13 protein-coding genes are annotated in these 15,358 nt (G+C 70.6%); 5 read left to right on the top strand and 8 right to left on the bottom strand.

The genetic code is table 11. From position 1 onward, the window contains the following. Window positions 1-26: 26 nt before the first annotated feature. Window positions 27-1,322: an MFS transporter gene (locus BM342_RS11685; protein WP_092965886.1), complete on the bottom strand. Its 1,296-nt coding sequence runs from the start codon at window positions 1,320-1,322 to the stop codon at window positions 27-29. Window positions 1,323-1,604: 282 nt separating this feature from the next. On the opposite strand from BM342_RS11685, the gene BM342_RS11680 reads away from it, so the two are divergent. Next, window positions 1,605-3,767 (top strand): glycoside hydrolase family 3 protein, encoded by a 2,163-nt coding sequence (locus tag BM342_RS11680; protein ID WP_255368708.1) that lies wholly within the window; start codon window positions 1,605-1,607, stop codon window positions 3,765-3,767. 90 nt (window positions 3,768-3,857) lie between these two features. On the opposite strand, the gene BM342_RS11675 is transcribed toward BM342_RS11680, so the two are convergent. Further along, window positions 3,858-5,045: an MFS transporter gene (locus tag BM342_RS11675; protein ID WP_092965882.1), complete on the bottom strand. Its 1,188-nt coding sequence runs from the start codon at window positions 5,043-5,045 to the stop codon at window positions 3,858-3,860. 69 nt (window positions 5,046-5,114) lie between these two features. Between BM342_RS11675 and BM342_RS11670 the strand changes: the two genes are divergently transcribed. Beyond that, window positions 5,115-6,041, top strand: a complete 927-nt coding sequence (locus BM342_RS11670) for a LysR family transcriptional regulator (RefSeq protein ID WP_092965880.1) — start codon at window positions 5,115-5,117, stop codon at window positions 6,039-6,041. A 75-nt stretch (window positions 6,042-6,116) separates the two neighbouring features. On the opposite strand, the gene BM342_RS11665 is transcribed toward BM342_RS11670, so the two are convergent. Continuing rightward, the gene (locus BM342_RS11665; RefSeq protein WP_092965878.1) at window positions 6,117-6,956 is read right to left on the bottom strand and encodes a class II glutamine amidotransferase; all 840 of its coding nucleotides are present in this window, start codon (window positions 6,954-6,956) and stop codon (window positions 6,117-6,119) included. A 220-nt stretch (window positions 6,957-7,176) separates the two neighbouring features. Here BM342_RS11665 and BM342_RS11660 point away from each other — a divergent pair, with 220 nt between their 5' ends. Further along, window positions 7,177-8,289 (top strand): carboxylate-amine ligase, encoded by a 1,113-nt coding sequence (locus tag BM342_RS11660; RefSeq protein WP_092965876.1) that lies wholly within the window; start codon window positions 7,177-7,179, stop codon window positions 8,287-8,289. 9 nt (window positions 8,290-8,298) lie between these two features. Beyond that, entirely contained in the window at window positions 8,299-8,493 is a 195-nt protein-coding gene (locus BM342_RS11655; protein WP_092965873.1) for a hypothetical protein, read from the top strand. A 7-nt stretch (window positions 8,494-8,500) separates the two neighbouring features. Here BM342_RS11655 and BM342_RS11650 read toward each other — a convergent pair whose 3' ends face one another. Continuing rightward, window positions 8,501-9,655 (bottom strand): enoyl-CoA hydratase/isomerase family protein, encoded by a 1,155-nt coding sequence (locus BM342_RS11650; RefSeq protein WP_177232142.1) that lies wholly within the window; start codon window positions 9,653-9,655, stop codon window positions 8,501-8,503. Between the two features lie 159 nt (window positions 9,656-9,814). Between BM342_RS11650 and adhP the strand changes: the two genes are divergently transcribed. Further along, the gene (gene adhP / locus BM342_RS11645; protein ID WP_092965869.1) at window positions 9,815-10,846 is read left to right on the top strand and encodes an alcohol dehydrogenase AdhP; all 1,032 of its coding nucleotides are present in this window, start codon (window positions 9,815-9,817) and stop codon (window positions 10,844-10,846) included. Between the two features lie 132 nt (window positions 10,847-10,978). Here the strand turns inward: adhP and BM342_RS11640 are convergent, their stop codons facing one another. The 4 genes from BM342_RS11640 to BM342_RS11625 form a co-directional block, all read right to left on the bottom strand. Further along, a complete protein-coding gene (locus BM342_RS11640) occupies window positions 10,979-12,235 on the bottom strand; it encodes a Fic family protein (protein ID WP_092965867.1) in 1,257 nt (418 codons plus the stop codon). Window positions 12,236-12,435: 200 nt separating this feature from the next. Further along, a complete protein-coding gene (locus BM342_RS11635; RefSeq protein WP_092966827.1) occupies window positions 12,436-13,890 on the bottom strand; it encodes a flotillin family protein in 1,455 nt (484 codons plus the stop codon). Between the two features lie 92 nt (window positions 13,891-13,982). Beyond that, window positions 13,983-14,453, bottom strand: a complete 471-nt coding sequence (locus BM342_RS11630) for an NfeD family protein (protein WP_092965865.1) — start codon at window positions 14,451-14,453, stop codon at window positions 13,983-13,985. Between the two features lie 127 nt (window positions 14,454-14,580). After that, window positions 14,581-15,342: a hypothetical protein gene (locus BM342_RS11625; RefSeq protein WP_092965863.1), complete on the bottom strand. Its 762-nt coding sequence runs from the start codon at window positions 15,340-15,342 to the stop codon at window positions 14,581-14,583. Window positions 15,343-15,358 lie beyond the last annotated feature (16 nt).

Here is a 15,358-nt window from a genome sequence, read left to right as displayed (position 1 = left end):
GCGGTGGAACGGATGCCGCGCCGGATTCAGCGGGTCGCCTTGATCGGCCACACGGCGAACGCGCCGAGGATGCCGAGGACGATCGCGATGGGGAACAACCCCGCGTAGCCGAACGTCAGCACGATCACGCCGGCGAGACCGGGTGCGAGCGCCTGCGGGAGGGTCGCGGCGATGTTCACGACGCCGAGGTCCTTCGCGAACGACTTCGCCGACGGCAGCACCTCGCTCATGAGTGCCGTGTCGACGGCCTGGAACATGCCGAAGCCGAAGCCGGCGATGAAGGTCATGATGAACCACGAGGTGATGTCGGGCCAGATCCACGGGAGCAGGAATCCGAGGCTCACGACCGCGGCGGACGCGAAGACGAAGGGCTTGCGGCGCCCGAACCGGTCCGACAGCGGACCCGAGACGACCGTCGAGATAATGATGCCGACGAGGCTCAGGATGCCGAGGATCGGGATGACCTGCTCCGGGTGCTCGATGTGGAAGTAGTCCGTGAGCAGGAACAGCTGGTAGCCGGTGACGGCGAAGTAGCCGGTGTAGAGCAGCAGTCGGCCGGTGAACGCCCAGAAGAAGTCGGGGTGCTTGATCGGGTTGACCCAGAAGGTCTTGAGGAAGTCGACGAACTTGAACGGCTCGGGCTGCATGTCCCTGCTCGAGTAGTCCGGATTGAAGATCACGAACGAGGTCAGGATGGCGACCGAGACGACCGCGAGGAGGACGTAGCCCGCCGCGATGTCGTTGAAGAACATCGAGCCCAGGATCTGGCCGCCGAGCGCGCCCACCATGAGGCCGACCCCGCTCAGCGCGGAGAACGTCCCGCGACGCTTGAGCGGCACGCGGTCGGGCAGCACCGCCGACAGGGGGCCCTGGGCGAAGTTGTAGCAGATCTGCACGAGCGTGGCGGCGATCACGACGCCGACGTACGACGTCGCGAACGCGAGTCCGACCAGGCACAGGGCCCCGGCAAGGGACCCGATGATGATCCAGGGCGCGCGGCGCCCGAACTTCGACCGCGTGCGGTCCGACACCTGGCCGGCGACGGGCTGCGCGATGAGCGCCGAGATCGCGCCGATGGTCGAGGCGATGGCGAGGTTCTGGACCTTGTTCTCCTCGCCGAACATCATCGTGATCTGCTGGGGCAGCATGATGAACAGGAACGCGCCCCAGATCATGAAGATCCCGACGTTCGCCGGGACGACCCAGACCATCAGGCGACGCAGGCCCTTGATGGGTGTGGGCGGGTCGTCGTTGCCGGCGGCCTCGGCGATGAAGGTCGCCTCGGTCATGGGCTCGACGAGGGGGCTGGGGGTGTCGGACATCGTCGTCGCGTCTTCCTTCTGGCATTCGGGGATGCCCTCGGCAAGGCCGGGCGTCGCCCGGACCGCTCGTTGGATCCCGTTCGAGGTCTCTTCGGGTCGAGTCCGGCGAACGGGTTACCTACGTCGATGTAGGTAGGAGGGATGCTAAGCGCAGCGTGCCCCCGACGCAAGTCGCCTGCCGCCGGTTGCGCAGCGGATGCGACGGCTTGCGCGGATCGCGGGGGCGTGCGTACCATCGCTTACCTACGTTGATGTAGGTAAGCACTTGGAGGACACATGTCGATGACGTCAGAACAGGTCCGGACCTTCGCGGATTCCGTCGCACGAATCCGCGAGGGCGAGGATCTCGCCGCCGAGACGGAGGCGCTGCTCGCACAGCTGACGCCGGAGGAGAAGCTCTGGTTGCTCGACGGCGACGTCGACTTCTGGCCCGGCATGGGTTCGATGATGCAGGACGGGTACAACCGGCGCCCGATCGAGATGGGTCGCATCGATCGCCTTGGGATCCCGGGCCTGAGGTTCAGCGACGGCCCGCGCGGCGCCGTGGTCGGGGCCTCGACGGCCTTCCCCGTCGCGATGGCCCGCGGCGCGACCTGGGACGTCGACCTCGAGGAGCGCATCGGCGTGGTGATCGGGCGCGAGCTCCGCGCGCACGGTGCGAACTTCTTCGGCGGCGTCTGCATCAACCTCCCGCGGCATCCCGCGTGGGGCCGTGCGCAGGAGACCTACGGCGAGGACCCCTACCTCCTGGGCGAGTTCGGTGCGGCGCTCGTGCGCGGCATCCACCGCAACGCGATGGCCGTGGCCAAGCACTATGCGCTCAACTCGATGGAGAACGCGCGCTTCAAGGTCGACGTCCGAGCAGACGACGCCACGCTCCACGAGGTGTTCCTGCCCCACTTCCGTCGGGTGGTCGAGGAGGGCGTCGACGGCATCATGACGTCGTACAACGCGGTCAACGGCGAGTGGGCCGGCCAGAACGAGCAGCTCATGGAGGGCATCCTGCGCAGCCGGTGGGGGTTCGAGGGCGTCACCGTTTCGGACTTCATCTTCGGGCTCCGCGACGGCGCGACCTCGCTCGCTGCGGGCCTCGATGTCGAGGAGCCGTTCCGCCAGCAGCGCGCGCAGCACCTCTCCGAGGATCTGGAAGCCGGACGCGCGTCATGGGATCACGTCGATCGCGCCGCGCGCCGGATCCTGCGCACCCAGCTCGCATTCCACGCTCGCGAACTCGAAGCCGAGCCGGGCCTCGACACGGTGTTCAGCGACGAGCACCGGGCGCTGGCTCGCGAGGCGTCCCGTGCGTCGATCGTGCTGCTCCAGAACGAGCGCGTCGACGGCACGCCCGTGCTGCCGCTCGAGGCCGACGCGCTCGAGTCGGTCGCGGTCATCGGCCGCCTCGCCGACCTGCCGAACACGGGCGACGAGGGCTCCTCCAACGTGCGCTCGCCGCACGTCGTGACCGCGCTCGAGGGGCTCACCGCCGCGCTGCCGCACGCGCGCATCACGAGCGTCCTCGAAGACGATCCGGATGCCGCGGCCGAAGCGGCGGCCTCGGCCGATGTCGCGATCGTCGTCGTCGGCTACACAGCCGCCGACGAGGGCGAGTACCTGGGCGCCGAGTCGATGGCGGATCCCGCCCTGCTCTCGCTCTTCCCGCCGCTTCCAGACGGCGCCCCGGCATTCGACCTCTCTGGCGCCGCCGGCGGCATGGGCACGGCGGCCGGCGGAGACCGGGAGAGCCTGCGTCTGCGGCCGATCGACGTCGAGGTCGTCCGCGCGACCGTCGCGGCCAATCCCCGGACGATCGTCGTCGTGGTGACGGCGGGCGCGGTCATCACCGAGGAGTGGCGGCACGAGGTCCCCGCGCTCGTGGTCGGCTGGTACAGCGGTGCCGAGGGCGGGCACGCCCTCGCCGACGTGCTGCTGGGCGAGTCGGATGCCTCGGGGCGTCTGCCGTACTCGATCCCGACGACCGAGCAGCACCTGCCCTTCTTCGACCGCGATGCGGCGAGCATCGTCTACGACCGCTGGTTCGGCCAGCGCCTCCTCGACCGCGACGGTCGCGCCGCCGCCTTCCCGCTCGGATTCGGGCTGTCGTACACCTCCTTCGCCATCGAGGAGATCACCCCGCCCCAGATCGCCGGCGAGTCGTTCGAGACGACGGTGCGCGTGACCAACATCGGCTCGCGCTCAGGGCGCCAGGTCGTGCAGCTCTACGGAGTCGTCGACGCCGAGGACTTCCCCCGTCGGGTGCTCCTCGGCTTCGCACCGGTCGAACTCGCGGCCGGCGAGACCGTCGAGGTCGTGGCCGAGGGCTCGCTCCGACCCTTGCAGCGGTGGACCGACGAGGGCTTCGTGCCCGCGGCCGCCACGGCGGTCCTCGAGGCCGCGTCGCACGCAGGAGATCCGGATGCCGCGGTGACGCCGCTTCGACTCCGCTGATCGCGACCGGCCGACCGACCGACCGGACCGGAGGTTCGTTCGCGGGAGCGCGCCTGCGAACGGACCTCCGGCTCGTCGACGATCGGTTCGTCAGTTCCTCGCGGCGAGCGAACCGAGGGCAGTGATGCACACGGCCACGGCACCCACCCCGATGGCGAGCGCAGGCCAGCCGCCGATGGCGAATGCCGAAGCGCCGAGCACGCCGAACACGCTGGCGCCGACGTAGTAGACGACCGAGTAGAGCGCGACGGCGTGCTGGCGCCCCTCACCGGCCACCCGGGGGACCGTGCCGCTGGCGGTGGCGTGGGCTAGCGAGACGCCCATGGTGAGCAGGGCGATGCCCGCGACGACGAACCAGAGCGCCCCGAGCAGCGTCACCGCGATGCCGGCCGCGATCGCCGCACCGGCGACGGCGAAGGTCCAGCGCGGGCCCATCGCGCGGGAGGCGGCGCTCGACAGGCGCGAGGCGAGCGATCCGCCGAGGTAGCAGAGGAACACGAGCGACACCACGCCGGGCGCGAGCTCGTACGGCGCAGCCTCGAGCCGGAAGACGACGCTGTTGTACACGGCGACGAGCACGCCGATCGCGAGGGCGCCGATCGCGTACAGCGGCCAGGCGGTGGTCGAGCGGGATTGGCGGGCGAGCAGGCGGATGCTGCGTGCCAGCGGCTCCCGACGGATCGGCGTGCGGGGGAGCAGGAGCGCCAGCGAGCCGCACAGCACCGCGGCGACGGATCCGACGACGAGCAGCGACATCCGCCAGCCGAACGCCTCGGCGAGCGGGGTGACCGCGAGGCGCCCGATCAGGCCGCCGGTCGTGGTCGCGGCCACGTACGCCGCGGCGAGCGCCGCCGACCGCTGCGGCGCTGCGGCCTCGTGCAGGTAGGTGATGGCCAGCGCCGGGATGCCGCCGAGTGCGGCCCCGAGCAGCACCCTGCCGACGATGAGTCCCGCGAATCCGGGAAGGAGGGGGCCGGCGACGGCCAGCGCGGCCGCGAGCAGGAGTGCGATCTGGAGTGCTCGGTGGCGGCCGATCCGATCGGACAGCAGCGCCCAGGGGATCACCGACGCGGCGAGGCCGAACGTCGCCGCGGCCACGACCCAGGAGGCGTTCGACGAGGCGAGGCCGAAGTCGACGGCGATCTGCGTCAGGACTCCCTGCGGCGCGTAGAGCAGGGTGAAGGTCGCGATGCCGGCGCCCCAGGCGACGACCCGCATGCGCGCGCCGGAGTCGGCACGGGGATCCGTGACCGGGGGAGAGGCGATGAGCGTCGACACGGAACGACCTTACGAATCGAGATTCATGCCTGTCCAATACCATTTCACCAGTTCCGATATCATTTGCGCATGAATGATCGACGCGTTCGAGCGCTGCTCGCGCAGCTGCCGCTCCTGGTGTCCCTGGCCGACGAGGAGCACGTCACTCGGGCCGCCGAAGAGGTCGGCATGCCGCAACCCGCCGCGAGTCGCGCGCTGCGGAGCCTGTCGGAACGGCTGGGCGGGCCGGTGACCGCGCAGGTCGGGCGCGGCATCCGCCTGACCGACGCGACGCGTGCCCTCGTGCCGTTCGCGCGCATCGCGCTGCGTGCCGTCGAAGACGGGCTTGCGGCGTGGGACGCGCAGACCGAGCGCGCCGCGTCGACGGTCAGGCTGGCGTTCCAGACCTCGCTCGGCTCCCGCATCGTCCCCGAGCTCATCCGCGACGTGCGCTCATCGCACCCGGACATCAGGTTCGAACTGCATCAGGGTTCGCGCGGCATGTGCGCGGCGATGTTCGAGGACGGGCTCGTGGACATCGCCGTCGTGTCCGACTACGAGGCTGCGGCAGCCGGGGTCGACGTCCATCTGCTGTTCACCCAGCGCCTGATCGCGATCGTGCCCGACTCGTCGCCGCTGGCCGGACGCGCGTCGATCCGGGCGGACGCACTGCTCGACGACGACCTCGTGGCGCTCAAGCCGGAGTACGGCCTGCGCAGGTCGGTCGACGAGCTGTTCGCCGTGTACGGTCGCCGCCCGTCGATCGCCTTCGAGGGGCAGGATGTCACGATCGTGGGCGGCCTGGTCGCAGCCGGCGTCGGCGTCTCCATCGTGCCGGAGGGCACGGATCTCCCCGACGGCTGCTCGCCGATCGCGCTTGAGGACGCCGGGGCGGTCCGCCGCATGGTCGCGCTGTCGCGCCCCGCGGTCGCCGCTCCGTGGGCGCGCCTGGTGGGCGACTCGCTCGAGGCCGCCGTGTCGCGGGTCGGGGTGGGGGAGCCCGCGCGACGCGGCTGAGGCGGCTCGCCGAGCGCGGCGGCCCGCTCGCGCTCGTGGCGAAGCCGATCGGTCGGGAGATCGACCGGCCGGGAGTTACTCGTGCGGGAGGAACGGCTCGTGGTGATACCCCGTGTCTTCGAGGATCACGGCGGTCGACTCCGGTACCTCGAGGAACGCTCCGGGCAGGTCGTTGAGCGGCTCCGAGACGACCACGCGCGCGTGATCGCCGAACGTCGAGAGCCGCTCCACATCGGGATACATCTCCCGGAGGGTCGGGATGTCGGCCGAGTGGAACAGCGAGCGGGTGCGGCCCTGGCTCGAGTACCGGAACGCCCACAGCGTCGCCCCGTCCGAGACGGCGACGGTGCCCTGCATCGGGAAGGCCACGCCGGAGGCATGGCCGGTCTCCTCGACGAATCCGATCGCCTTCCGCATTCCCTCGACGGGGTCGTCCCGGAGCCCGAAGGTCAGGGCCAGATGGAAGAGCACCTCCGAGTCCGTGGTCCCTCTGATGCTCGGGTAGAGCGACGGATCGACCGCGAACGTGAGGTCGCGCTTGAGCAGGCCGAACTGGGCGATCGTGCCGTTGTGCATGAACAGCCAGCGGTCGTGGCGGAACGGATGGCAGTTCGTCTGCTGGATCGGCGGGCCTCCGGCCGCTCGGACATGGCTGAAGAACAGCGGGCTCTCGATCGCCTGGGTGAGTTCGCGCAGGTTCTCGTCGTTCCACGCCGGCTCGGTGCTGTGGAAGAGGGAGGGCAGGCCGCCCTTCGCCTTGTCCTTCGGGTACCACCCGAAGCCGAACCCGTCGCCGTTCACCGTCTCGGCGCCGAGCGGTGAGTCCAGCGACTGGGCGACCAGCGAGTGCTGCGCGTCGAGCACCAGGATCGACGGTTGGAGCGGTTCCCCTGAGTAGGCCAGCCATCGACACATCTCGCGACCCCCTGAACGTCATCGTCGGGCCGCGGCGCCCGCGACGAGCGCCGCGCACAGCGCAAGCGTAGACCCGCGCGCGACGGCCCGCATCCATCCGGGCGCAGGCCGTGCGGCCCTTCCGGAACGGGGCGCCGGAGGTGACAATGGGCAGGAGGCGCAGACCGGTGCGGATCGATCAGGCGGACGGACCGGGCGCCTCGGTGACCAGGGAGTCCCGATGAGGACGTTCGGCATCGAAGAGGAGTTCCAGTTCCTCGAACCGAAGGCGCTTCGGCCCGCGGACGTCGGAGCCGAGGCCTTCAGGCGCCTGACCTCGCTCGACGCGTGGCGCGAGGTCACGCATCGGGAGTTCCTCGCATCCCAGGTCGAGCACGCGTCCCGGGTGTTCGACCGACTCGACGTCGCAGAACACGCGCTCGCCGGATTCCGTCGCCTCGTCGCACGGATCGCCGCCGACCTCGGCGTCGTCGTGGGAGGCACGGGCACCCCGCCGGACACGACGCCGTTCCCGTCCGTCGCGGACGTCGATCGCTATCGGTCGATCGTCCGCGAGATGGACGGCATCATCGCCGACCACCAGCTCAGCGGGCTGCACGTGCACGTGGGCATCCCCGATCGCGAATCGGGGGTGGTCGTGCTGAATGCGGTCCGTCCGTGGCTGCCGCTGCTGACCGCGATCACGGCGAACTCGCCGTTGTGGCGCGGGCACGACACCGGATACGACAGTTGGCGCACCGTGCTCCTTCGACGGTGGACGACGTCGGGCGCTCCGCCCGCCTTCGTCGACGCGGCGGACTACGACCGACGCACGTCGAAGCTGCTCGGCATCGGCGGCACGGTCGATCTCGCGGTCATCATGTGGGATGTCCGGATCTCGGCGCACCTGCCGACGGTCGAGTTGCGCATGGGCGATGCCCAGCTCGACGCCGACACGACGCTCTTCGTCGCAGCGCTGTGCCGAGCGTTCGTCGCGCATGCGCTCGAGCGATCGGATGCCGCGCACGCGGCAGCAGCGGATTCGGCACGGATGCCCGCCGAACTCCTGTCGGCCGCCCAACTGCACGCGGCCCACTCCGGCATGCGCGGGTCGGTCTTCGATCCGATCACCGCCGGGATGCAGTCGGCCGGTGAGACGCTCACCGGGTTCTTCCGCATGCTCGAGGCTTCGCTCGCCGCGACCGGGGACCTCGAGCGGGCGGGCGAAGCGCTCGATCGCATGCTGGTCGACGGCACCGGCGCCGGGCGCCAGCGGGCCGCGTTCGAGCGGGGCGGCACGCTCGGCCTGCGCCGCCTGTACGACGGCACGATCGCGGGTGGGCAAGTCGACTAGCCTCGGAGCATGAGCCGCACCGTCTGGACCGTACTCGGCGTGATCGCCGCCGTCATCATCGCGTGGGTGCTGGTCGACGTCGTGTTCAGCGTGGTGTGGTTCCTGGTGAAGGCCGTGATCGTCGCGCTCGTCGCCGTCGTGGTCTTCTTCGTGCTGCGCTCGCTGGTGCGTCGCGGCGAACGCGACGGGTCGACCCGCTTCTGACGATCCGTCAGGCCTGTTCGGGGTCCTCTTCGGGGATCCCGAGTCCGCGAGGGAACACGCTGTGCCGGAGCGGTGTCTCCATGGCTGCGACGATGTCGGTGAGATCGACGGCGCCGAGGTCGGCGGGCCGCCATTCGGGCAACGTGTCCTGATGCAGCGTCTCGGTGTTCTGGGCGACGAGCGCCTGCACGCCGGTGAACAGGTCGGGGTGGGTCGTGAACCACCGGGCGAGGCGAAGCTCGCGTTCGAGGGCGTCGCGCAGGTCTTCGCCGTCACGGGCGGCGCGCACCGAACGAAGGGTCGCGACGAGGGCGGTCGGCGAGAGCCTCAGCAGCGTGTCGGCTGCGGACGCGGCGTTCGCCGCGGCCTCGGGGTCGTCGGAGTCGGCCGCGCGAAGGCCCGCGACCTCGTCGCCGTTCGAGAACGCCCAGAGGCGCTCGAGGATGGCCTCGACGGTGTCTGCGGCGTAGCACGCATCGATCCAGTCGCGACGCGCGAGCACCGGCGACGGGCCGGGGTCGACCGCGAATCGGCGCACCTTCTCGTCGGGTGCGGCCTCGTCGTCGGCGTCGAGGAGCGTGGCCTTGAGTTCGTCGATGCGCTCCGACGGCACCATCACGTCGGCGAAGCCGAGCGCGATCGCGTCGGCGGCGGTCAGGTCGATGGAGTTGAGCGCCACATGCGTGCCGATCTCTCCGGGCGTGCGGGCGAGTCGCCAGGTCGCGCCGCCGTCGGGCGCGAATCCGTATCCCGTCTCGGGTTGTCCGAGCTTGACGCGGTCGGTGACGACACGGGTCGTGACGTGGCCGGCGAGCGAGATTCCGCCGCCCATGGTCATGCCGTGCATGATCGAGACGACCGGCTTGGGGAACTCCGCGAGCTTCGCGATCAGCCGGTACTCGTCGCGGAAGAAGACCGTGCCGATGGTCATGCCCTCGGCTGCGCGCTCGAGGATCTCGCGGAAGTCGCCGCCGGCGCAGAATCCGTAGTCGCCCACGCCGTCGAGCAGCACGGCCGAGACGGCAGGGTCTTCGGTCCAGGCGTCGAGGGTCTCGGTCATGGCATGCATCATCTCGAGGTCGATCGCATTGATCGACTCGGGACGATTGAGGCTCAGATGGCCGATTCGGCCGACGACGGCGGTGTTGACAGTCGAGTGCACCTGCACAACGGTATCTGGTGCGAGGGGGTCGCGATGACGCACGCGAATGTCGCGCCCCTGAGCACTGGTGCAAATTGTTCAACAATCCTAGAATGGAGTCGTACCCGGAACCACCGATCCGGGCGAACGACCCACCTGACACACCTTGGGGGAATCGCAATGTCCGACGCCACGACCATGAAGGCAGCCGTCGTCCACCAACTCGGAGCACCGCTCTCGGTCGAGAGCCTCGAGGTGCCTGTGCCCGGACCGGGCCAGGCGCTCGTCGAGAACCTCGCGACGGGTGTGTGCCACACCGACCTGCACGCCGCGCGAGGCGACTGGCCGGTTCCGCCGAAGGCCGACCTCGTCCCCGGCCACGAGGGCGTCGGCCGCGTCGTCGCCGTCGGCGAGGGCGTCACCACGCTCGCCGTGGGCGACCTCGTGGGCAATGCGTGGCTGTGGAGCGCCTGCGGCGTCTGCGAGTTCTGCCGCAAGGGCATGGAGACGCTCTGCCCGAACGCCCAGTACGGCGGGTACACGATCAACGGCTCCTTCGGCGAGTACATGCTCGTCGACGAGAAGTTCGCCGCGCGCATCCCCCAGGGGGCCGACCCCGTCGAGGTCGCCCCGGTCCTCTGCGCGGGCGTCACCGTGTACAAGGGTCTCAAGCAGGCCGAGGTCCGCCCCGGCGAGTGGGTCGTCATCTCCGGCATCGGCGGTCTCGGCCACGTCGCCGTGCAGTACGCCGTCGCCATGGGAATGCGAGTCGTCGCGGTCGACGTCGCAAACGACAAGCTCGAGCTCGCCGCGAGGTTCGGGGCGGAGGTGCTCGTCAACGTGACCGAGGGCGACCCGGTCGCGAAGGTCGTCGAAGCGACCGGCGGCGGTGCGCACGGCGTGCTCGTGACCGCCGTGCACCCGTCGGCCTTCGGCCAGGCGATCGGCATGACCCGCCGGGCCGGGACCGCCGTCTTCGTCGGCCTGCCGCCCGGCGACTTCCCGGCCGCGATCTTCGACATCGTCCTCCGCGGCATCACGGTCCGTGGATCGCTCGTCGGCACGCGTCAGGACCTCGAGGAGGCGCTCGACTTCTACGCTCGCGGACTCATCCACCCCACCGTGACCGAAGACCGGATCGAGAACATCAACGAGATCTTCGAACGTCTCGAGGCGGGCAAGGTCGACGGGCGCATCGTCGTCACCTACTGACGCGGCCCGAACGTCCGCGGGGTCCGGCATCGCCGGGCCCCGCGTCTCATGCGCCGAGCGGATGCCGCGGACCCGATCGCCGGTGACGCAGCCGGGGAGGCCTCGCGCTCCTGCGGGGCGACCCGATGCGCGTCATCGGTGGCGCATCGATCGCCTGACGCTCGAGGCGTAGTCGTCGAGCACGTCGAGGATGCCCGCGTGCTGCCAGACGCGGTTGCGCGCACGGCCCGATCGCTCGACGAGGACGCCGCGCTCCACGAGCGTCTCGATGGTGCGCTTGGCCGTGACGTCGTTGTACCCGAGCTGCCTGGTGAGGTACCTGCTGTTGATGATCGGCTGGGCGATGAGCCGCGGCAGGAGCGACCACGCGCGTGAGACCGAGCGGACGCCCGCGAGCTTCTCGCGCGAGGCCTCGAGCTGGTCGGAGAGTGCGTCGACGAGACGGCGGCCCGAGACCGCCGCGAAGCGGGAGGCGTCGGCGAAGCTGTGCGTGATCGGGCCTGCGTCGCCGTCGCGGAAGGCGCCGAGGGCCTCGAAGTAGCGGCCCACGTCGGTCAACAGGCCGGCCGACAGCGGCACCGTCGTGTGGGTCGCGAGCCCCTTGTTGCGCAGCATCGCATGCGCGAGGGCGCGGCCGGTGCGGCCGTTGCCGTCGACGAACGGGTGGATGGACTCGAACTGGGCGTGGGCGACGGCGATCTGCAGGATGGCCGGAAGGTCGACGCGATCGGCGAACGCGACGAGGTCGGCGATCGCAGGCCGGATGTGCTCGGGTTGCGGGGCGATGTAGTCGGCGCCGCGCGGACCGGCGTTGTCGCGCCCGCCGATCCAGACGAGCTCGTCGCGGAACCTTCCGGCCTGGTCTTCGAGGCCCGCTTGACTGCGCAGGAGTTCTCGGTGCATCGACAGGATGCCCGCCTCGTCGAGGTGCTCCGAGAGCGCGAGCGCCGCCTCCATCGCGCGGACGTTGCCGATCACGGTCGCGGAGTTCGCACGATCGCCCTCGTCGAGCTCCGCGAGTGCCAGCTGCCGCGCCGACGCGGTGAGCTGCTCGATCTGGCTGCTCGAGGCGCTCTCGGTGCGCAGCAGGATCGCCGACATCGGTCCGAGCGCGGGGTGGTCGGCGCCGAGCGTGATGAGCGCGTAGCGGTCGAAGTCGGCGAGGGCGAGGGCCGCCTCCTCGGCGTCCGCGGTGTCGATCGCGGACAACCGAGGCGTCCAGTCCGAGAGCGTCGCGGTGCGCGACGACTCGTACGTGCCCGTCTGGCGTCGCACCTCGGCGTTGGAGAAGCCCGCCGGGTTGCGCGGCGTCCAGGCATGCAGTTGCTGCCGGACCGGCGGAATCGGGATGCCGTCGGCCGGCAGGTCGTCGCTCGCGTCTGCAACCATACGAGCATCTTACTGACATTCAGGCGTTTATGTGTAAGTAACTTTGCAAACGGCCTCAGATTGCAGCAGGTGCACCCATCGATGGCGGGGGCTGCCGGAGGCGTTCGTCGTGAACGACGAAGCGTCGGATGCCATGGGCCGGCATCCGACGCTTCGGGGAGGTCGCGGGGCCGGCGGAAGACCGGCGGAGACGGGGAGTGCTACTTGACCGCCTCGCTCGACTTCACCAGCTGCCCGCCGGCGAGGCCGGAGAGGATCGAGCTGACGTCGAGCCCGGTGAGCGACTTGACGACCTCGGTGCCCTCGCCGAGCACCTGGCCGACCGTCTTCGTGATGGCACTCGCGCCATCGGTCGAGACGACGGTGAGCTTGTCGATGTTCGAGATCGGCTCGGCCGCAGCACGCACGATGTCGGGCAGGCGCGAGATGATCTCCTGCGCGAGGGCGGCCTCGCCGTACTTCTGCAGGGCGAGGGCCTTCGCATCGGTGGCGGATGCCTCGGCGAGGCCCCCCGCCTCGATGGCGGCGGCGCGCGCCTCGCCCTCGGCTCGCACGCCCGCGGCGAGGGCGACCTGACGGTCGCGCTCGGCCTCGCCGGCGAACCGGACCGAGGTGGCCGCCGCCTCGGCGTCCTGCACGGCCGCGACCTTGTTCGCCTCGGCGATCTTGGTGCGCTTGTACGCCTCGGCCTCGGTGCTGGCATTCGCGGCGTCGCGCTTGGCGGTGGCGCGCTGCACCTCGGCGTAGGCCTCGGCCTCGGCCGGCTTGCGGATCTCGATGTCGAGGCGCTCCTGGGTCACGAGCGCCTGCTCCTGTAGGGCGTCGCGCTCCTGCACGGCGACGAGCTTGTCCTGCTCGGCGGTCGCGAGCTGGCCGGCGGCCTGCGCCTCGGCGTTGGCGCGGTCGGTCTCGGCCTTGATGCCCGCCTGCTTGAGGCTCAGGGCCTTCTGGCGCTCGGCGATCTGCTCTGCGGCCTCGATGCGCGCGAACTCGCTCGCGCGTGCTGCTTCGGCCTCGCTCACCTCGGCGACCTGACGGGCCCGTGCGGCCTCTGCGCGACCGAGGTTGGCGAGGTAGTCGCTTCCGGGCGTCGAGATGTCGGAGATGTTCAGCAGGTCGACCTGGAGGCCCTGCTCGACGAGGTCGGTCTTGGTCTCGGCCACGACCCGGTCGGACAGGCTCTTGCGGTCGGAGATGATCTGCTCGATCGTCATGTCGCCGACGATGGAGCGCAGGGAGCCCTCGAGGGATTCCTTGATGATCTCGGTGAGCAGCTCCTGCTGCGAGAGGAATCGCTGGGCGGCGCGACGGACGCCGTCTTCGGTGCCGCTCACCTTGAAGTTGATCGAGGCCTTGATCGCGATCTTGATGCGGTTCTTGTCGACGCCTTCGACGGTGATGCCGATCTGGCGCTGCTCGAGCGAGATCGAGAAGCCCTGCTGCAGGATCGGCCAGACGAAGGTGCGCCCGCCGATCACGACGCGCTGGCCGATGCCGGCCTCGGCGTCGCGTCGGCCCGCGCCGCGCCCCACGATGACGAGCGCCTCGTTCGGCGGCACGCGGCGGATGCGACGGGCGATGAAGACGAGCAGGGAGAGCAGGGCGATGACGATCGCGAGGATCGCGATCACCTGGATCGCGGTCGGGTCCAGCAGCAAGATGGTGCCTTTCGGGTGCGTGGGCGGAGCGTTCGGAGCAGGGTGCGCGAACGGGGCGTGCTCGAGGGCGTGCGATCGGGCGGGCGGCCTCAGCCGACGGCGACCTTGACCCGGGTTCCGACGTGCTCGACGACGACGATGCGGGAGCCCTCGGGGATGGCGTCGTCGGAGTACGCGAGTCGGCGTTCGATCTCGCCGGGGCCGTCGAGGCTCACCTCGCCGCCCGCGGCGGAGACATCCGATCGCGTGACGCCCGAGAGTCCGACCGCCGAGGCGGGCACCCCGTCGGACGAGTTCGTGAGGTTGCGCACGACGAGCGCCGAGAGCACGTAGCCCGCGAGGCCGAGCACGATCGCCAGCGCGTAGGCCCAGACGAGGTCGAGCCCGGTCGTCGCGGTGAGGGCCCCCGATGCGCCGAAGACCACGAGGCCGACCGAGAGCGCGGTGCCCGAGATCGCGCCGTCGCCCACGTCGAAGTGATCGAGGATGTCTCCGAGCACCAACGAGATGAGGAGCAGCACGAGGCCGACTCCGCCGACGATGAGAAACGGGAGGAGCATCCGCTGGCCCTTCTGCGCGCGCGAGACCGCGCGGGAAGTGCACGGGTCTCGCCACGCTATCGGGTTGCGGGCATCGGTGCGGGGATTGTCCACAGCTGCGCCATGGATCGCCGCCGACCGCGGCGAGTCAGGACGCCGCCGAGCCGACGACCGAGATCGCGTCGACGGCCGCATCGCCGCGCAACGCACGCATGCGGGCGACCACGGCATCGACGACGGCGGGGGAGAGCGCACGGCACACGACGCTGTTCGGCCCGAGCGACGCGAGTCCGCCGGCGCGGATGCGGATCACCTCCCACCCGACCTCGGCGAGCGCCTCGTCCTTCTCGAGGTCGGAGGCCTCCTTCATGCCGAGGTGCGCGCGTCGTGAGCGCCCCGGGTCGTCGTACTCGACGGCGATGCGCAACTGCGGCACCAGCACGTCGGGCCACACCTCGCTCCGCCCGAAGAACGTGCGGGCGATGTGCACCGCGTTCACCCGGTGGTGCAGCCGGATGCGCTCGCCCAGCATCGTGCGCAGCCGCTGCTCGGTCATCGAGGTGCGCGTGCGCAGCCCGGGCTTCATGAACGCCAGGCCGGCTTCGCGCAGCGCTGCGGGCGCTGCGGCGTTCGCACGGCACTTCGCGCAGCCCGTGCCGGTGAGCACGTCGTTGACGGTCGCGGGATACCGGTCGTGCCCGCGGGGGCACTGCCACTGGTACTCGACGCCGATGCGGGTCTCGACGGCGAGCGCCGCCCGCTGCGGGGGAGCGACCTTGCGCAGCAGTTCGGCTCGCGAACGCTGGGTCTCGGCGATGAGCATGCAGAGGGGGCAGACGCGGCGCAGGGCGACCACGGCGGGGTCTGCGGGGTCGGCGCCGTGTCCGCAGTGGAACCTCACGGCGACCACGGCGACTCCTTCGGAT

The organism is Agromyces sp. CF514 (assembly GCF_900113185.1).
GTDB lineage: Bacteria > Actinomycetota > Actinomycetes > Actinomycetales > Microbacteriaceae > Agromyces.
This window is presented reverse-complemented; position numbering and strand designations above follow the sequence as displayed.